The following is a 17,630-nucleotide window of genomic DNA, read 5'->3' on the forward strand; positions in this document are numbered from 1 at the left end:
TCAAAAAACCCTCACAAGGAGATCCATGCACCGCTACAAGGTCAGGGAGATCGCGCAGCAGTGCGGGCTCAGCGAGGCGACGGTGGATCGTGTCCTGAACAACCGCGCCGGTGTCCGCGAGAACACCCGTGCCGAGGTACTGCAGGCGATCGCCGATTTGGACAAGCAGCGCGCGCAACTGCGGCTCAACGGCCGCCGCTATCTGATCGATGTGGTGATGCAGACCCCCAGGCGCTTCTCCGATGCCTTCCGGGAGGCCGTCGAGGCCGAGTTGCCCTCATTTGCACCGGCCATGCTGCGGGCACGCTTTCATCTGTGGGAGAGCGGCACCACCTCGGCCACCGTCGACATGCTCGAGAATCTGCGCGGCAGCCACGGCGTCATTCTCAAGGCACCCGACGAGCCCGAGGTCGCTGAGGCGGTCGACCGTTTGGTCGCCGCGGGCACGCCGGTGGTCACCTACACAACCGACATTCCGGCCAGTAGCCGGTGCGGCTACGTCGGCATCGACAACCACGCGGCCGGTCTGACCGCGGCCTACCTGATCAGGCAGTGGCTGGGCACAGACCTGGGGTCTGTCCTGATCACCCTGTCACGCAATGTGTTCCGCGGTGAGGGGGAACGTGAGGTGGGCTTCCGGTCCGGGCTGCGCGGGTCCGGACTGGCCGTGGTCGACGTCACCGACAGTGACGGGATCGACGCCACCAACGAGGGGCTGGTACTGGCTGCCCTGGAGCGCAACCCCGACATCGAGTCGGTGTACTCGGTGGGCGGCGGCAACACCGCCACCGTGTCGGCGTTCGAGAAGCTGAACCGCAGATGCCGGGTCTTCGTCGCTCATGACCTGGACGCGGACAACCGCAGGCTGCTGCGGGAGGGCCGGCTCTCCGTGGTGCTGCATAACGACCTGCGTGCCGATGCGCGCATGGCGTTGCGGACGATCCTGCAGGAGCGGGGTGCGCTACCCACCGAAACCGTGCGTCCGGTTCCCATTCAAGTGGTCACGCCCTACAACATCCCCGGGTGATGGTGTAACGCTGGGCACTCGCTCAGCGCAGTGCTGGAACAAGTTACTGGTGCGTACGTTGTGGTTCTTATATTTTGAGCCCCGGCAACAGTGACGAAAACCACAAATTTGTCTCACCTGTGACGTCGATGGGTCGCTGATCAGGGCTGACGGCTGCACCGCGGCGGCGTGTCGACTCACCCCGGCGTCAGGCGTTGCCTAAGGAAAGTGCAATAATCGGTACTACGAGTGACATCAACTTCTGATGGGCTGTGCCCAACGGAGCGTTCAACCGAACCGCGCCGGGGTGCGTCCACATCCGAAGTGGTGCATATACACGGGTGAAAGGTGGGGACGTGGGTCCGACCGACAACGGAACCAAGTCGCATCCTCGGGAAAAACTGGAGAAAGTTGTCATCCGGTTCGCGGGTGACTCCGGCGACGGTATGCAGCTGACCGGAGACCGGTTCACCTCCGAGGCCGCGCTCTTCGGTAACGATCTGGCCACCCAGCCCAACTACCCGGCCGAGATCCGGGCACCACAGGGCACGCTGCCCGGTGTCTCGTCGTTCCAGATCCAGATTGCCGACTACGACATCCTCACCGCCGGTGACCGCCCCGACGTGCTGGTGGCGATGAACCCCGCGGCGCTCAAGGCCAACATCGGCGACCTTCCGCGCGGCGGTCTGGTGATCGCCAACTCCGACGAGTTCACCAAGCGCAACCTGGCCAAGGTCGGCTACGAGTCCAACCCGCTGGAGAACGACGAGCTGGCCGACTACAACGTCCAGGCCGTGGCCATGACCTCGTTGACCCTCGGTGCGGTCGAGGAGATCGGCGCCTCCAAGAAAGACGGCCAGCGCGCCAAGAACATGTTCGCGCTCGGTCTGCTGTCGTGGATGTACGGACGGCCCATCGAGACCTCCGAGACTTTCATCCGCGAGAAGTTCGCCCGCAAGCCCGACGTCGCCGACGCCAACGTGCTCGCACTGAAGGCCGGCTGGAACTACGGCGAGACCACCGAGGCGTTCGCCACCACCTACGAGGTGTCGCCCGCCAAGCTCAAGTCCGGCGAGTACCGCCAGATCTCGGGTAACACCGCGCTGGCCTATGGCCTGGTGGCGGCCGGACACCTGGCCGACTTGCAGGTGATGTTGGGCAGCTACCCCATCACCCCGGCCTCGGACATCCTGCACGAGCTGTCCAAGCACAAGAACTTCAACGTCCTGACCTTCCAGGCCGAGGACGAGATCGCCGGCATCGGCTCGGCCATCGGTGCCTCCTATGGCGGTGCGCTCGGTGTCACCACCACCTCGGGCCCCGGCATCTCGCTGAAGTCCGAAGCCATCGGCCTGGCCGTGATGACCGAGCTGCCGCTGGTGGTCATCGACGTGCAGCGCGGCGGCCCGTCGACCGGGCTGCCCACCAAGACCGAGCAGGCCGACTTGCTGCAGGCCATGTTCGGTCGCAACGGCGAATCGCCGGTGGCGGTGCTGGCTCCGCGTTCACCCTCGGACTGCTTCGACATCGCCGTGGAGGCGGTGCGGATCGCCATCAAGTACCACACTCCGGTGATCGTGCTGTCCGACGGTGCCATCGCCAATGGCAGTGAGCCGTGGCGTATTCCGGACATCACGAGCTACCCGCCCATCGAGCACGCCTTCGTCGAACCGGGTCAGCCCTTCCAGCCCTACGCACGCAATCCGCAGACCCTGGCCCGCCAGTTCGCCATCCCGGGTACGCCGGGAATGGAGCACCGCATCGGTGGACTGGAGTCGGCCAACGGCTCGGGCAACATCTCCTACGACCCGGCCAACCACGACCTGATGGTTCGGCTGCGCCAGGAGAAGATCGCCGGTATCGAGGTACCCGACCTGCAGGTCGACGATCCCTCCGGTGACGCCGAACTGCTGCTGCTGGGCTGGGGAAGCTCCTACGGTCCCATCGGCGAGGCCTGCCGTCGCGCCCGTCGCAAGGGCTTGAAGGTGGCGCACGCGCACCTGCAGTACCTCAACCCGTTCCCGTCGAACCTCGAAGAGGTGCTCAAGCGCTACCCCAAGGTGGTGGCTCCGGAGATGAACCTCGGACAGCTGGCACTGCTGCTGCGTGGCCGGTTCCTGGTGGACGTGCAGTCGGTGACCAAGGTGCAGGGCATGGCATTCCTGGCCGACGAGATCGAAGGCGTCATCGATTCCGCATTCGACGGAACGCTGGCCGAAAAGGAAGTCGACAAGGCCAAGCTGGCTCGGTTAGGCGCCGTGACCATTGATCTTGACGGGGCAGGAGTGAACGCATGACGGACCTGATGGGAAGCATCAACGGCCTCGATCTGGGACTGACGCCGGGACTTTCGAAGACCCACGGCGTGCCCACCACCGATCAGCCCATGAAGGGCAAGGACTTCACCAGCGACCAGGAGGTGCGCTGGTGCCCCGGCTGCGGTGACTACGTCATCCTCAACACCATCCGCAACTTCCTGCCGGAGCTCGGGCTGCGCCGCGAGAACATGGTGTTCGTCAGTGGTATCGGCTGCTCCAGCCGGTTCCCGTACTACCTCGAGACCTACGGTCTGCACTCCATCCACGGGCGCGCGCCGTCGATCGCCACCGGGCTTTCGCTGGCCCGTGACGACCTGTCGGTCTGGGTGGTCACCGGTGACGGCGACGCATTGTCCATCGGCGGCAACCACCTGATCCACGCGCTGCGCCGCAACATGAACATCACCATTCTGCTGTTCAACAACCGGATCTACGGTTTGACCAAGGGCCAGTACTCGCCCACCTCCGAGGTCGGCAAGGTCACCAAGTCGACGCCCATGGGCTCGCTGGATCACCCGTTCAACCCGGTGTCGCTGGCGCTGGGTGCCGAGGCCACGTTTGTCGGCCGCGCTCTGGACTCCGACCGTGCCGGTCTCACCGAGGTGCTGCGCGCGGCGGCCGCCCACCGTGGCGCCGCGCTGGTGGAGATCCTGCAGGACTGCCCGATCTTCAACGACGGCTCGTTCGATCTGCTGCGCAAGGAAGGCGCCGAGGAGCGTGTCATCCGGGTCAAGCCGGGTGAACCGATCACCTTCGGTACCGGCGACGAGTACGCCGTGGTGCGCAGCGGCTTCGGGCTCGAGGTTGCCAAGACCGCTGACGTGTCCGCCGACGAGATCGTGGTGCATGATCCCTCGCTGAACGACCCGTCGTACTCGTTCGCCCTGTCGCGGTTGAGCGATCAGAATCTCGACCACACGGTGATGGGAATCTTCCGGCAGGTCAACCGACCCACCTACAACGACGCCGCCCGGCATCAGGTGGCCACCGCCAGGGAGACCATCCCGCACGACACGGCAGCACTTCAGTCACTGCTTCGGGGCCGCGACACCTGGACCGTCGACTAGCCTGAGCGCATGACCTCAGAGCTCGCCGGTGTGGTGCTGGCGGGCGGGGCGTCGCGTCGAATGGGTCGCGACAAAGCCACCGTTACCTTCGACGGTCCGGACGGGGTCAAGTCGATGGTCGAGTACGTGGTGGCTGCGGTCGCCTCGCGGTGTGCGCCGGTCTTCGTGATCGCCGCACCAGGCCAACCGTTGCCCGAGTTGGCGGCGACAGTTCTGCGCGACGAGGTTCGTGGAGTGGGGCCGCTGCTGGCCACCGGCCGCGGGTTGCGTGCCGCCGCCGGTGCCGGTGCCGACCGGGCTTTTGTGTGCGCGGTGGACATGCCGCAGATGACGGCGGCGTTGATCGACGAGCTCGCGATGCACACCGGGGCCGACGTGATCCTGCCGTGGGACGGTCGTGACCATTACCTGGCCGGCGTCTACAGCACCGCGCTGGCGGACAAGGTGGACCAGTTGATCGCGGCGGGGGAGCGCAGCATGCGAGCACTGGTCGACACTGTCAACACCCAGCGCATCGTGATGCCCGAAACGCCTGCGTTGGCCAATGTCAACACCCCCGCAGATCTGGGCGCACAACCCGCCAGCTAACTTCTGCCGCCGGCGCATCGGTGGCAGTCAGCGTGAATCCGTTTCGCCCGCCGTCGTCTGCTTCGTGGGCGTCGGGGTCGACCGGCGGTGAGATCCGGTGTGGGAACGCGGATCTGCTGCGAACCAAGGCTGCTGCGGTGGGGCGGCACCGGGTTTGCTGGAAGCCGATGCTGGTGATGCCGGTCGAGGTGGTGGGTGTCGGCATCGTCTGGCGCCTACTTCCGAGGATGCCCCGGCCTTGGAGCATCAGCGCCATCCACGTCGAATATCGGTGAAAAGTACTGTGATGGAGAGGTTTTCGTCACAGAGTCCGAGCAATGAGTGTCAATCATGGCTCTGCCGTGGCCAGTTGGTGATGGGATTTGCGCCGCGCATCGGTGGCGGGATTGCTTCACGATGGTCGGTGAAAATCACTGTGGATAAGCAACTTTGGACTTCTCGGCCGGAACTGCTGAGCTGAGGACAGTGGATTGCGTGTAGCAAAAGTGTTGGGCAGAAATGGTTCCAACTCGGACCAAATCCAAAACACTTGTGTCACATGGTTAACAGATTCTGGATAGTCCCCACCCGAGAGGCTGTCGCGAGCCGTCGCGGAGTGGTCCAGCTCACAAAAATGTGGTGAGTTGCGTCACCTCTGGAATGTATTCATCCTGGTCGGGTACGTCGCTCGATTGCTGCAGTGACCTGCATAGATTCCTCTCAGGTTTCGTCGTGATCTGACTGTTATCAAAACGAGATATCCAGATCGGCGATGTGACTCGTCCAGATTCGGCACGTACGGTCCATTTGTCCCGAAAGGGAGCAAACAACTTCACAAGAACCACGAAACCTGCGTGTGAGTGGGAGTGGCGGGGCCCTGGACGGGCTCGGCCGCCGCCGAGTTTCGGCGGGCAGATGCTGCCTCCCCTGTCATGTCTGACCGAGACGACGTGACCCGACCTGCCGCGGTCCTCCCCCCAGAGAACCCAGCACGCCCACTTCCTGAGTGGGTGTGGCGATGGCGCGCGCGTGGCGAAAGGAACGATGTTGCAGAACCTCCGCAAGAAACTCACGATGGCTGCGATCGGGGGAGCCCTGGTGGTCGCCCCGATGGCGCTCAGTGCCGGTACCGCGAATGCGGACAGCGTGAACTGGGATGCCGTTGCAGCCTGCGAGTCTGGCGGCAACTGGGCGATCAACACCGGAAACGGCTACTTCGGTGGCCTGCAGTTCACCATGGGTACCTGGCAGTCCAACGGCGGAAGCGGCTCGCCGCACCATGCCAGCCGTGAAGAGCAGATCCGCGTCGCGGAAAACGTGCTGCGCAGCCAGGGCATCGGCGCATGGCCGGTGTGCGGCGGCCGCGGCTAGCGAGCCGAGCACTACCCGGTCAGTCGATCTGACGAGCTGATGGTGTCGGGCGAACCGCCCGGCACCATCAGCGTTTTTCAGTCGGGCAGCTGAAACGCGGTCCTGGCGGCCACCGACGCCAGGTGGTTGATCAACACCGCTTCCGGCACCAGTGCGGAGGCGCGTGTGAATGCCGCGCCGAGGCCGCGGAGGTTCAGAATTGTTCCGATCGCGGCCGACTCTCTCACCAGGGGAGTGGTTCTGGCCTTGCGAGCGGCGGCGAAGTCCGCGAACGCCGCCGCCGGGTCTCTTGCTCGCCGAAAAGCGCCGCTCGCCGAACCCGGAGGGCGCCGCAGCAGATGGGCCAACACGGCTGCGTCCTCGAGCGCCTGGCATCCACCCTGACCCAAATGGGGCCGCATCGGGTGCGCGGCGTCACCCAGGATCACCACCCGACCGCGCGCCCACTGCCGCGCAGGTGTGCGGTCGTAGAGGTCATTGCGTAACACCTGTGCGGGCGCCGTCGCGTCCAGGATCTCGGGCACCGGTTGTGCCCAGTGCGCGAACTTCTCCTTCAAGTACTTCAATTCCCCGTCCGGCCGGTGCCCTCCCTCTCGCGCGCGTTCGGTGGCGAACCAGTAGGTGAGTTCCTCTCCGAGCGGCACATGGCCCACCTCGGCCCCCGCGGCCAGCGTCTCGCCGGCCAGGTCGGGATCGAGGGCGTAGCGCGCCACCCCGCGCCAGGCGGTGTACCCCGCATAACGGTTCGTGAGCGTGCCGTTGAGATGCCGCGCGACCACTGAGTGGGTGCCGTCCGCGCCGATCACGGATTCGCCGATCACCACACTGTTGTCGTCCAGCGTCAGGCGCACACCGTCGGCTGTTGCCACCAGCGCAGTGACGGCCACGCCATAGCGCACAGTGCCGGGGGCGAGTGCGCCCGCGAGGATGTCGCGCAGGACCGCGCGCTCAACCACCACCAACGGCTCGCCGAGCGCCTTGACAAGACGCTGCGGTGAGGGCCGTCGCAGCCATGAACCGTCGTACCATCGCATGGCCCCCGCGGTGACCCGGCCCCCGGCCGACCGCACGGCGTCACCGAGTCCGATCTCGTCGAGGGCGGCCAGCGCGTTGGGCCAGATGCTGATCCCGGCGCCCGGTGAGGTGTCAGAACGCGCCTCCAGCACCAGGACCTGATGTCCGTCGCGCTGAAGTGCGGCGGCAGTGGCCAATCCGGCGATTCCGGCGCCCACGATCACGAAGGCTTCGCTCACGGGTGAACGGTAACCGGTGGAGACGTCGGATTCACATCGACGAAACGCAGCGATGATTTCCTGTCAGGGAACAATGTCTACCACTGGTACACGTTCGACGGAAGGTGCGATGAAACCCGAACTGGACTTGACCAGCGTGCCTGCCTGGGCGGCCGCTGCCCGCGAGCCCGAGGCCGACCTGACCGGGCGGTTCTGGACCATCGTGGGATTCGGCGCCGACGCCCGCTCGATCGTCGAGCGATGGACCTCGCAGATAGACGGCAGGCGCCCGGGCGCGCACGTGTCGGTTCACCTCTTCGAGCCCGACGCGGACGTCCTTGCCGCCGAGTCGGTATCGGCGGCTCTGGCCGACGCGTTGGTGGGCTGGCGACTGATGATCGCCGGCCCTGCCGCCGTGTGCCTGCGACTGCGGGCGCACGCGCTGCGTTGCGGGGTTGCCGACGACGAGATCCTGGTGGCCAGCACCACGGTCGCCGTTCGTGACGTGGCCTGCGTGCACTGCGGTGCCCGCACCAGCACCGAAGTCGGCATCGAGGGAGTGGTGCCCTGTATCGGCTGTGGCCGCAATCTCCTTGTCTACTACCATGTTTCACGACTCAAGGGTGCACACCTCGGATTCATGGTGGACGCCGAGGAGGTTGCGTCGTGACGACACTCGAGTTGGTGGTGCGTGCCATTGACGACGGGGTTCCCGGCGTCCGTACCCTGACCCTGGCCCGCGCCGACGGGGCTGCGCTACCGTCTTTCACCCCCGGCAGCCATCTCGTCATCGAGTGTGGTGACAAGGCCAATGCCTATTCACTCACCTCCGACAGCGTCGCGCCGCGCGAGTACACGGTATCGGTGCTGGAATGCCCGGACGGAGCCGGCGGATCGCGCTGGATCCACCACGAACTGGCGGTCGGGGACAGCGTCGTCACCCGCCCGCCGCGCAGCGCCTTCGCTCCGGTGCTGCGCGCCCGCCGGCACCTGTTGGTGGCGGCCGGCATCGGTATCACCCCTATGGTGTCGCACCTGCGCAGCGCACACCGCTGGGGCAGAGAGGTGCAGCTGCTGTACCTGCACAGAGAAGGCAAGGGTGCCTACCTCGATGAGGTCAAGGCACTCACCGACGAAGCCCGCATCTACACCGACCGAGCCGCGTTCCTGGCTGATCTGACCCCGGCGCTGGCCACCCAACCGTTCGGGGCGCACCTCTATGTCTGCGGGCCCGCGTCGTTCATGGACTATGTGATGGCCACGGCGGCCGAGCTTGGTTGGCCGGCCAGCCGAAGTCACATGGAACGCTTCGGAATCGACGCACTCGATCCAGGTGAGCCGTTCGAGGTGACGCTGCGCGGCAGCGGTGAGATCTTCGTGGTCGAATCCGGGGTGTCCCTGCTGGAGGCGCTGGAGGCGCGCGGCCACGACATTCCCAACCTGTGCCGCCAGGGCGTGTGCGGTGAATGTCGGGTCGCGGTGACCGGGGGGGACATCCTGCATCGCGACCTCTACCTCAGCGATGCCGACAAGCAGGCCTGCGACTCGATGATGAGCTGCGTCTCGCGGGCCGCCGGCGACCGTGTGGAACTATCTCTGTGAAAGGAAGCCGAGCATGCCCCCTTTGATCTCCGCACCGGATCTGGTGCGCACCTTTCCTTTTCCGTTTCCCGCCGAGACCTACCGGTACAGCACCAATGTCGAGCCGGCGGGCACAGCGGTGGTCACCCCGGCAGGGCAGTGGGGTGAGCGGGTCATCGACATCGACAGTGAGTACGAATACGAACTGGCCGAACGCAAACGCATCCTCGATGAGGATCCCACCCGCTACGCCGTGCTGCCGCACATGCGCACGGCGTGCTGGGACGTGATGCTGAGCCTGATGACCGAGATGGCCACCGCCTACCCCGAGTTCATTTCGTTGACCCGCGACGGCGAGCTGTGGCACTGGCGTAATGAAAAGCTGGGTCTGACAGCGGATTTTGTGGTCGGTGACGAGTCGACACTGCCCTCCGAACCGTTGGCCTTCATCGCCGCCCAGGTGCAGGAGGACATCGTGCTGCTCGACCAGCGCGACGGCGATCTGTTCGGTGATGCGGGCGTGGTCACCTTCGCCGCCGACTGGTCATTCGGATTCGACGTCGGGATGACCTTCCTCGAGATCCACGGCCCGGTGCCGCGTTTGCGGCAGACCGGAGTGATCACCCGCGCTCGCGAGTTCCTGATGCGGCTGCAACCGAATGAGACCTACCGTCGCACCAACTGGTCGATGACCGTCGGCCGGCGCCTGGACGTGTCCACCGAGCTGTACCACGAATGGGGGCCGGACCGGCCGATGGTGGGCACCGTGGACGACGAGACCTTCGGCAGGCTGGTGCATCTGCGGGTCGAGGTGCAGCACCTGATCCGGCTGCCGGAGTCCGGCGCGATCTGTTTTCTGATCCGCACCTACATGCTGCCGCTGGCGGATCTGATCACCTTCGAGCCGTGGCGGGCGCGCGCCGAGATGGTGCTGGCCGAATTGCCGGACGACATGGCCGATTACAAGGGAATCATCTCCTACCGCGACCGAGCTGTGGCCTGGTTGCGGTCGCACGCGCCGAACTGAACCGGGCTCGGCACAAGAAGCGGGGCCGACCACCTGGCGGTGGCCGGCCCCGAATCTGTTGGGCTGCAGATGGATCAGTAGACGGGCGGTTCGCCTTCGGCGGCGGGGCCGGCCTCGACTGGCTTGTGCTCGATCATTGCTTTGTACGCGTGGTTCTCGTGCTGGATCATCCGGACGAAGAACCCGACGAACAGCACCACTGCGAGGATCACCGAGATCCAGACGCCGACCGAGTTTCCGCCGAACGTGAAGACCGGGCCCAGTTCGTCATAGCTGTCGATGGGACTGAACATTTATTTCACCCCCTCGCCGGCTCCGAGCACCGCGGTGCCGCTGGAGGGTTTCATCGCCGTCATCGGGATACCCTCGGGGTACGGCGTGGCGGGGATCTCGGTCAGATCCAGGCCCTGCACTTCGACCTCCGGCGGAATGCGCAGCAGCCCGACCTTCTTGAGCAGCAACGACAGCAAGTAGGTCGGGAAGAAGCCCAGTGCGGCGAAGACCAGTGCGCCCACTGCCTGGCCCCAGAACGAGATCGACGGGTTGCCGTCGGTGTTCGGGTAACCGGCCAGGAAGATGCCGGCGACCAGCACCGAGTACAGGCCGACGCCGCCGTGGACGGTGACCGCACCCACCACGTCGTCGATCTTGAACTTCTCGATCAACCTGCCGATGAACGGGATCAGTGCGCCGGCAACCAGGGCGATGACGAATGCCAGCGCCGGATGGTAGAGGTCCATGCCCGAGGCGATACCGATGATTCCGGCCAGGCCGCCGGAGATGGTCCAGAACGGCTCACCGCGGGAGGTGATGTACGTGCCGATGATGCCGCCGGCCAGACCCATCAGGGCGTTGAAGGCGAAGGCGGACAACGTGGTTGGGCTGCCGTAGATGGTGGCGTAACCCGCGCCGCTGTAGATGACGCAGCCCATCAGGAAGCCGAAGAAGCCGGCGAAGATGAGCATCAGGCCCACCATGGTCAGCGGCAGGTTGTGCGGCCGGATGGTGATGGCGGTGCCGTCCGGGGCGAACCGGCCGATACGCGGGCCGAGGTTGATGAGGATGCCGAGGGTGGCGAAGCCGGCGATCATGTGCACACAGCCGGCGGCGCCGACGTCGTGGAATCCGAGCTGGGTCAGCATCCAGCCGGCACCGTGCCAGCCCCAGGCCGCGCCGATGATCCAGACGACGGAGCCGACGAGCACGGTCAGGATCAGGAAGGCACTGGTACGGATTCGCTCGAGCACCGCACCGGACATGATCGAGCCGGTGGTCGCGGCGAACAGTGCGAACGCACCCCAGAAGATGCCGCTGGCGGAGTCGGCCGTGTTCGGGCCCATGTTGTCACTCCACGGCAAGGCTGCCTTGGCCGCATCGGTCATCTCGATGAAGCCACTGGGCATGGCGTTGTAGAGGAACCAGCCGACGAAAAAGAAAGACGCAATGATGGTGGCCAGGGCCAACAGGTTCTTCATGGCCGTCGCCAGCACGTTCTTGGAACGCGATGCGCCCATTTCGTAGGCGAGGAAGCCGGCGTGGATGAGCATCATCACCGCGATGGACATCCAGTAGAAGAACTCATTGTTGACCGCAGCCATGGTCGTTAATGCGTCCTCGACTTCAGGTGTCAAGGGAAACCTCCACGGGTCGGAAACTCTGTGGTTTCTCCACAGTGTTCGGGGGGTACTGCCGGGATACGAGGCTTGACGCTAGCTGTGGATGTGTGTCCCACCGGTCACCACGCGTTAATTTGCTGTGAAGTCCTCCTGTGAGACGAGCGCGACCTCGGATTTTCTGGATCATGGTCGGCGCAAAGGTGATCCCGCCCACGAGGCTTCGACGATCTGAGACCGCCCAGATTGGCGGAAATATCTGCTCGGGGTGCAAAGAACTCTTCCCGGGGCCACGCCGTGAGATCTGAATCTCATGGCCGTGTCATGCCGGTGAAACAATTGCGTGTTTACCTTTGGTGTACATTGACCACTATGAGGAAACGTTCCGCACGTTACTAATCACAGGAAGAGGCTTCCGAGATGGCAGCTCCCACGGATCTGGCGCAGGCGGCGAAGGACACGAACACCAAGTTCATCCTGGCGTTGTTCGTCGACCTTCGCGGCAAGCCCTGCGCCAAGCTGGTTCCCGTCGAGGCCGTCGACATGCTGGTCGAAGAGGGCGTGGGTTTCGCCGGATATGCCGTGGGTGCTATCGGCCAGGAGCCCAAGGACCCCGACCTGATGGCCATGCCCGACGCGGCGTCCTTCACACCCATCCCCTTCATCAAAGAGGGGCTGGCCATCGTGCACTGTGATCCGCACGTCGAAGGCAAGCCGTGGCCGTTCGCCCCGCGGGTGATCCTCAAGTCGATGCTGGCGCGGGCCGCGGACAGCGATCTGAAGGCCTATGTCGGTGCCGAGGTGGAGTACTTCCTGCTGCGCCGCGACGCCGACGGCAACCTGTGCACCGCCGACCCCGGCGACAGTGCCGACCAACCTTGTTACGACGCCCGCGGCGTCACCCGCATGTTCGACCACCTGTCTGGCATCTCCACCGCCATGAACACACTGGGCTGGGGCAACTACGCCAACGACCATGAAGACGGCAATGGTCAGTTCGAGCAGAACTTCACCTATTCCGACGCTCTGACCACCGCCGACCGGGTGATCACGCTGCGCTATCTGTTGACCATGCTCGCCGAACAGCGCGGCATGATCGCCACCTTCATGGGCAAGCCGTTCAGCGACCGTACCGGCAGCGGCATGCACCTGCACCTGTCGCTGCGCGGCAAGGACGACTCACCGGTGTTCCCGGACGCCGACGATCCACGCGGACTTGGCCTCTCGTCGCTGGCTTACAACTTCCTCGGTGGCATCCTCGAGCACAGCTGCGCGCTGCAGGCCGTCGTCGCGCCCACGGTGAACGCCTTCAAGCGCACCGGCGCTGTCTCCACCACGTCCGGGGCCAGCTGGGCGCCGCGCACCCCGACCTACGGCGGCAATGACCGCACCCACTACGTGCGGATCCCCGACGACCAGCGCATCGAACTGCGCGGCCCGGACGGCTCTGCCAACCCCTACCTGGCCATCGCCGCCGCCCTGGGCGCCGGTCTGGATGGCATCAAGCGCAACGTCGATCCCGGCGAGCCCGGCGCCTCCACCGAGCAACGGCTGCAACCACTTCCGCTGACCCTGCTGCACGCGGTCGAGGCGCTGGAGGCCGACGACGTGATTTCGGGTGCGCTGGACGGCGCGGGCGAGGGCGTGGCCGCGTACTTCGCCAACCTCAAGCGCGAAGAGTTCTTCACGTGGCACCGCGAGGTGACGCCGTGGGAGATCGATCGTTACCTGCAGGCGTTCTGAGTAAGGAGTCAATCGAATGTGCGGAATTGTCGGGTTGCACCTGCGCAACCCCGAGCTCTATCCCAGGCTGGGGGAGTTGCTCACCGGGATGCTGTGCGAGATGGGCGAGCGCGGCTCGGACTCCGCCGGTGTCGCGGTGTACGGCGACCCCACCTGGTCGCCGGCCGGGCACAGCACGGTGTCGCTGCTGGAAGTAGACGCTGCGCAGGCAGATTCGTTGAGCGCGGTGCTGAGTGAGGCGCTGGGCGCGGACGTGACGGTGCTGCCGCTGGGGGACACCCTGGTGGTGCATGCACCGGTGGACACCGACGCGCTGTTGGCCGCCGCCAAGGCCGCCGTGCCCACGGCGCTGGTTGCCGGGTTCGGTCAAGACGTCGCCGTCCTCAAGGGGGTCGGTCACCCCCGCGAGCTTGCGCAGCGCTACGGCCTGGCGCAGGCGCAGGGCTGGCAGGGTGTCGGGCACACCAGGATGGCCACCGAGTCCGCCGTCAACGCCGCGGGCTGCCACCCTTACGCGGTCGGACCCGACCAGTGCCTGGTGCACAACGGATCCTTTGCCAACCACGCCACCATCCGGCGGGAACTGCGTGCCGACGGGGTGGCCTTCGACAGCGAGAACGACACCGAGGTGGGTGCCCGGTTCGTGGCACACCAGCTGGCGTCGGGTGCCGACGTCGAGCTGGCGCTGAAGCGATTGTGCGCCGAATTCGACGGCTTCTACACGCTTCTGGTGTCCAACTCCGACTCCTTTGCGGTGGTGCGCGACGCCATCGCCTGCAAACCGGCCGTGGTCGCCGAAACCGACGACTGGGTGGCCATGGCCTCCGAATACCGCGCGCTGGTCGGACTGCCCGGTATCGAGAAGGCGCACTTGTTCGAACCCGAACCCGAGGTGGTGTACGCATGGAGTCGATGACGTCCTTCGATCTGCAGCAGAGCAGCGTACGAGAGGTCAACGCCGCCTTGCATTCTCCCGATGCCGACGGCGCGTTCACGATTTTGAATCCGGCCGGGGCCCACAACCTGGCGGTGGGGATCGACGCTGATATCCGGGTGCGGATTGCCGGTCACGTGGGCTACTACGCGGCAGGGATGAACAAGCACGCCGAGGTGACCATCGAGGGCAACGCCGGAGTGGGCGTCGCGGAGAACATGATGAGTGGCACCGTGCTGGTCAAGGGCAACGCCTCCCAGTCGGCGGGTGCCACCGCCCACGGCGGCCTGTTGGTGATCGAAGGGGATGCCGCAGCGCGCTGCGGCATCTCCATGAAGGGTGTCAACATCGTCGTCGGCGGCAACGCCGGGCACATGAGCGCGTTCATGGCGCAAAGTGGCACCCTGGTGGTCCGCGGTGATGTCGGTGATGCACTGGGTGATTCGATTTACGAAGCCCGCATCTACGTCCGGGGTGAGGTCGCCTCCCTCGGTGCCGACTGTGTGGCCAAGGCCATGGACGACGAACACCACTCCGAGTTGGCCACACTGCTCAAAGAGGCCGGCTTCGACGACGACACCAGCACCTACACCCGGTACGGGTCGGCGCGTTCGCTGTATCACTTCCACTCCGACAACACGTACTGAGCTTCCGAGGATCCCGATATGAATGACGACGCCCGCGTTCAGCGCGGCCTGCGTGAGTCCGCCACCTTCGACCGCGCCACCATCGCCGACATCCAGCGCGCCGCCGCCACCGGTATCTACGACATCAGGGGTTGGGGCGCCAAGCGACGGCTGCCGCACTTCGACGACCTGGTGTTCTTGGGCGCCAGCATGTCTCGCTATCCCCTGGAGGGTTACCGTGAGCGCTGCGACACCGACGTGGTGCTGGGCAGCAGGCACGCCAAACACCCTCTACACCTGAGTATCCCGGTGACCATCGCCGGGATGAGCTTCGGGTCGCTGTCGGCCAACGCCAAGGAGGCGCTGGGACGCGGCGCCAGTGAGGCGGGTACCTCCACCACCACCGGTGACGGCGGTATGACGCCCGAGGAGCGGGGCCAGAGCAAGAATTTGGTGTACCAGTATCTGCCCAGCCGCTACGGCATGAACCCCGACGACCTGCGCAAGGCCGACGCCATCGAGGTGGTGCTGGGCCAGGGCGCCAAGCCCGGTGGCGGCGGAATGCTGTTGGGTCAGAAGATCACCGAGCGTGTGGCCAAGATGCGAGACCTTCCTCAGGGCATCGACCAGCGCAGCGCATGCCGGCATCCGGATTGGACCGGGCCGGACGACCTGACCATCAAGATCAACGAGTTGCGTGAGCTGACCGACTGGGAGAAGCCGATCTACGTCAAGATCGGGGCGTCCCGGACGTACTACGACGTCAAGCTTGCGGTCCACGCCGGCGCCGACGTCGTCGTCGTCGACGGTATGCAGGGCGGCACCGCCGCCACCCAGGACGTCTTCATCGAACACGTCGGCATTCCCACGCTGGCCGCTGTCCCGCAGGCGGTGCAAGCCTTGCAGGAGTTGGGCGTTCACCGCGAGGTCCAGTTGATCGTCTCCGGTGGTATTCGCAGCGGCGCGGACGTGGCCAAGGCGCTGGCACTGGGCGCCGACGCGGTGGCGATCGGTACCGCAGCTCTGATCGCCTTGGGGGACAACGATCCTCGCTACGAAGACGAGTACGCCAAGATCGGCAGCGCTGCCGGCTTCTACGACGACTTCCAAGACGGCCGCGACCCGGCCGGTATCACCACCCAGGATCCGGAGCTGTCGTCGCGGCTGGATCCGGTGGCGGCTGGCCGACGGTTGGCCAACTACCTGCGCGTGATCACCATGGAGGCGCAGACCATCGCCCGTGCATGTGGCAAATCCCATGTCCAGCATCTCGAACCGGAGGACATGGTGGCTTTGACCATCGAAGCCGCCGCCATGGCCCGCATTCCGCTGGCCGGTACCGATTGGATTCCCGGCCATGCCTGAAGTCGTCATTGTGGGAGGTGGGCTCGAAGGAGCCGCCACAGCATGGGCACTCGCGCAGCGCGGCGTCACCGACGTGCTGGTACTGGAGCGCTCCACCGTCGGCTCCGGGATGACCGGCAAGTCCAGCGGTATCGTGCGTTGCCATTACGGGGTCAGCTCGCTGGCCGCCATGAGCCAGTACGGGCTGGAGGTGTTCGAGGCGGCCGAGGACCTCTTCGGCCAACCCATCGGATTCCACGGCACCGGCTATGTGGTGGGCGTCGGCGAGGGCGACGTCGAAGCCCTGGATGCCAACCTGGCCGCTCAGCAGGCTGTCGGGGTGCAGACCGAGCGCATCGACCACACCGAGGTCGCAAAGCTCTGGCCCACAGCGTATCTCGACGACTTTGCCGGGTTCGCCTACGAGCCGCGCGGCGGCTACGGTGACGCCTACATGACTGCACAGGCCATGGCCGTCACCGCGCGGGCTGCCGGAGTGAAGATCCGGCAGAGCACCACGGTGGCCGAGATCGTGACCGACGGTGACCGGGTTACGGGTGTGCGGTTGCGCGACGGGGAATTCATCTCCTGTGCCACCGTGGTGCTGGCCACCGGAGCGTGGTCGCCGTCGTTCCTGTCCGCGCTGGGTATCGACCTGTCGATCACCGTGGTGCGCGAGCAGATCGTCATGCTCAAACCGCCCGCCGATGTCGGTGACACGGCTCTGCTCCCGGTGTTCTCCGATCTGGTGTCGCTGCAGTACGTGCGCCCCGACGTCGGCGGCGAGATCCTCTTCGGCAACAGCGATATGGAGACCATCGAGACCGCCGACCCGGACGCCTACAGCAATCGCGCCGACAGCGATTTCCTCGAGACCACGGTGGAGAAGCTGAGCCACCGGTTCCCGGGTCTGGCCGACGGGGCCGTCGCGTCCACCTACGCCGGCTGCTACGACGTCACCCCCGATTTCAACCCGGTGATGTCGCGCACGGACATCGACGGCCTGGTGTTGGCGGTCGGGTTCAGCGGGCACGGGTTCAAGATCGCTCCGGCGGTGGGACGCCTGGTCGCCGATCTGGTGGTCGACGGGCGCAGCAGCGACCCGCGGATTCCCGAGTCGGACTTCCGGTTGTCGCGCTTCGCCGAGGGGAAGAAGCTGACCAGCCCGCATCCGTACTCCGGTGCGGGGCAGCTGCGTTAG

Annotated in this window: 16 protein-coding genes and 1 pseudogene; 14 read left to right on the forward strand and 3 right to left on the reverse strand. The window is 65.6% G+C overall.

Annotation, left to right across the window (positions count from 1 at the left end):
- The first annotated feature begins 25 nt into the window (after positions 1 to 25).
- From BVC93_RS20805 to BVC93_RS20830, 6 genes and pseudogenes are all read left to right on the forward strand, one after another.
- Positions 26 to 1,027 carry a LacI family DNA-binding transcriptional regulator gene (locus BVC93_RS20805; RefSeq protein ID WP_083739124.1) on the forward strand — a complete coding sequence of 334 codons (1,002 nt, stop codon included), beginning with the start codon at positions 26 to 28 and terminating at the stop codon, positions 1,025 to 1,027.
- Between the two features lie 320 nt (positions 1,028 to 1,347).
- On the forward strand, positions 1,348 to 3,303 hold the full coding sequence (locus tag BVC93_RS20810) for a 2-oxoacid:acceptor oxidoreductase subunit alpha (protein ID WP_442928966.1): 1,956 nt from the start codon (positions 1,348 to 1,350) through the stop codon (positions 3,301 to 3,303).
- Positions 3,300 to 4,391: a 2-oxoacid:ferredoxin oxidoreductase subunit beta gene (locus BVC93_RS20815; RefSeq protein ID WP_083739126.1), complete on the forward strand. Its 1,092-nt coding sequence runs from the start codon at positions 3,300 to 3,302 to the stop codon at positions 4,389 to 4,391. Before BVC93_RS20810 ends, BVC93_RS20815 begins: the two co-directional genes overlap by 4 nt.
- 9 nt (positions 4,392 to 4,400) lie before the next feature.
- Positions 4,401 to 4,979 (forward strand): molybdenum cofactor guanylyltransferase, encoded by a 579-nt coding sequence (mobA, locus tag BVC93_RS20820; protein WP_083739127.1) that lies wholly within the window; start codon positions 4,401 to 4,403, stop codon positions 4,977 to 4,979.
- 32 nt (positions 4,980 to 5,011) lie between these two features.
- The gene (locus BVC93_RS20825; protein ID WP_083739128.1) at positions 5,012 to 5,254 is read left to right on the forward strand and encodes a hypothetical protein; all 243 of its coding nucleotides are present in this window, start codon (positions 5,012 to 5,014) and stop codon (positions 5,252 to 5,254) included.
- Positions 5,255 to 6,095: 841 nt separating this feature from the next.
- Positions 6,096 to 6,329: pseudogene (locus BVC93_RS20830) on the forward strand (transglycosylase family protein); the annotation flags it as partial.
- Between the two features lie 77 nt (positions 6,330 to 6,406).
- Here the strand turns inward: BVC93_RS20830 and BVC93_RS20835 are convergent.
- The gene (locus tag BVC93_RS20835) at positions 6,407 to 7,582 is read right to left on the reverse strand and encodes an FAD-dependent oxidoreductase (protein ID WP_083739130.1); all 1,176 of its coding nucleotides are present in this window, start codon (positions 7,580 to 7,582) and stop codon (positions 6,407 to 6,409) included.
- A gap of 109 nt (positions 7,583 to 7,691) precedes the next feature.
- Here BVC93_RS20835 and BVC93_RS20840 point away from each other — a divergent pair, with 109 nt between their 5' ends.
- The 3 genes from BVC93_RS20840 to BVC93_RS20850 are packed head-to-tail and all read left to right on the forward strand — an operon-like array spanning position 7,692 to position 10,169.
- Positions 7,692 to 8,231 carry a dimethylamine monooxygenase subunit DmmA family protein gene (locus tag BVC93_RS20840; RefSeq protein ID WP_083739131.1) on the forward strand — a complete coding sequence of 180 codons (540 nt, stop codon included), beginning with the start codon at positions 7,692 to 7,694 and terminating at the stop codon, positions 8,229 to 8,231.
- Positions 8,228 to 9,163, forward strand: a complete 936-nt coding sequence (locus BVC93_RS20845; protein ID WP_083739132.1) for a PDR/VanB family oxidoreductase — start codon at positions 8,228 to 8,230, stop codon at positions 9,161 to 9,163. The genes BVC93_RS20840 and BVC93_RS20845 overlap by 4 nt, the downstream gene beginning before the upstream one ends.
- 22 nt (positions 9,164 to 9,185) lie before the next feature.
- Positions 9,186 to 10,169: a heme-dependent oxidative N-demethylase family protein gene (locus BVC93_RS20850; RefSeq protein WP_083739133.1), complete on the forward strand. Its 984-nt coding sequence runs from the start codon at positions 9,186 to 9,188 to the stop codon at positions 10,167 to 10,169.
- Positions 10,170 to 10,243: 74 nt separating this feature from the next.
- Here the strand turns inward: BVC93_RS20850 and BVC93_RS20855 are convergent, their stop codons facing one another.
- The gene (locus BVC93_RS20855) at positions 10,244 to 10,462 is read right to left on the reverse strand and encodes a hypothetical protein (RefSeq protein WP_083739134.1); all 219 of its coding nucleotides are present in this window, start codon (positions 10,460 to 10,462) and stop codon (positions 10,244 to 10,246) included.
- A complete protein-coding gene (locus BVC93_RS20860) occupies positions 10,463 to 11,800 on the reverse strand; it encodes an ammonium transporter (RefSeq protein WP_083739135.1) in 1,338 nt (445 codons plus the stop codon).
- Between the two features lie 402 nt (positions 11,801 to 12,202).
- On the opposite strand from BVC93_RS20860, the gene glnT reads away from it, so the two are divergent.
- The 5 genes from glnT to BVC93_RS20885 are packed head-to-tail and all read left to right on the forward strand — an operon-like array spanning position 12,203 to position 17,630.
- Entirely contained in the window at positions 12,203 to 13,525 is a 1,323-nt protein-coding gene (gene glnT / locus BVC93_RS20865; protein ID WP_083739136.1) for a type III glutamate--ammonia ligase, read from the forward strand.
- A 16-nt stretch (positions 13,526 to 13,541) separates the two neighbouring features.
- Entirely contained in the window at positions 13,542 to 14,441 is a 900-nt protein-coding gene (locus BVC93_RS20870) for a glutamine amidotransferase (protein WP_083739137.1), read from the forward strand.
- Positions 14,429 to 15,106, forward strand: a complete 678-nt coding sequence (locus BVC93_RS20875) for a protein glxC (protein ID WP_083739138.1) — start codon at positions 14,429 to 14,431, stop codon at positions 15,104 to 15,106. Before BVC93_RS20870 ends, BVC93_RS20875 begins: the two co-directional genes overlap by 13 nt.
- Before the next feature lie 18 nt (positions 15,107 to 15,124).
- The gene (locus BVC93_RS20880) at positions 15,125 to 16,450 is read left to right on the forward strand and encodes an FMN-binding glutamate synthase family protein (protein ID WP_083739139.1); all 1,326 of its coding nucleotides are present in this window, start codon (positions 15,125 to 15,127) and stop codon (positions 16,448 to 16,450) included.
- Positions 16,443 to 17,630 carry an NAD(P)/FAD-dependent oxidoreductase gene (locus BVC93_RS20885; protein ID WP_083739140.1) on the forward strand — a complete coding sequence of 396 codons (1,188 nt, stop codon included), beginning with the start codon at positions 16,443 to 16,445 and terminating at the stop codon, positions 17,628 to 17,630. The genes BVC93_RS20880 and BVC93_RS20885 overlap by 8 nt, the downstream gene beginning before the upstream one ends.

Origin of the sequence: Mycobacterium sp. MS1601, assembly GCF_001984215.1 — a bacterium.
GTDB lineage: Bacteria > Actinomycetota > Actinomycetes > Mycobacteriales > Mycobacteriaceae > Mycobacterium.

Coding starts and splice junctions, on each gene's coding strand:
- BVC93_RS20805 (WP_083739124.1), top strand. CDS start 26: ATGCACCGCTACAAGGTCAGGGAGATCGCGCAGCAGTGCGGGCTCAGC.
- BVC93_RS20815 (WP_083739126.1), top strand. CDS start 3,300: ATGACGGACCTGATGGGAAGCATCAACGGCCTCGATCTGGGACTGACG.
- mobA (WP_083739127.1), top strand. CDS start 4,401: ATGACCTCAGAGCTCGCCGGTGTGGTGCTGGCGGGCGGGGCGTCGCGT.
- BVC93_RS20840 (WP_083739131.1), top strand. CDS start 7,692: ATGAAACCCGAACTGGACTTGACCAGCGTGCCTGCCTGGGCGGCCGCT.
- BVC93_RS20855 (WP_083739134.1), bottom strand. CDS start 10,462: ATGTTCAGTCCCATCGACAGCTATGACGAACTGGGCCCGGTCTTCACG.
- glnT (WP_083739136.1), top strand. CDS start 12,203: ATGGCAGCTCCCACGGATCTGGCGCAGGCGGCGAAGGACACGAACACC.
- BVC93_RS20870 (WP_083739137.1), top strand. CDS start 13,542: ATGTGCGGAATTGTCGGGTTGCACCTGCGCAACCCCGAGCTCTATCCC.
- BVC93_RS20875 (WP_083739138.1), top strand. CDS start 14,429: ATGGAGTCGATGACGTCCTTCGATCTGCAGCAGAGCAGCGTACGAGAG.
- BVC93_RS20880 (WP_083739139.1), top strand. CDS start 15,125: ATGAATGACGACGCCCGCGTTCAGCGCGGCCTGCGTGAGTCCGCCACC.
- BVC93_RS20885 (WP_083739140.1), top strand. CDS start 16,443: ATGCCTGAAGTCGTCATTGTGGGAGGTGGGCTCGAAGGAGCCGCCACA.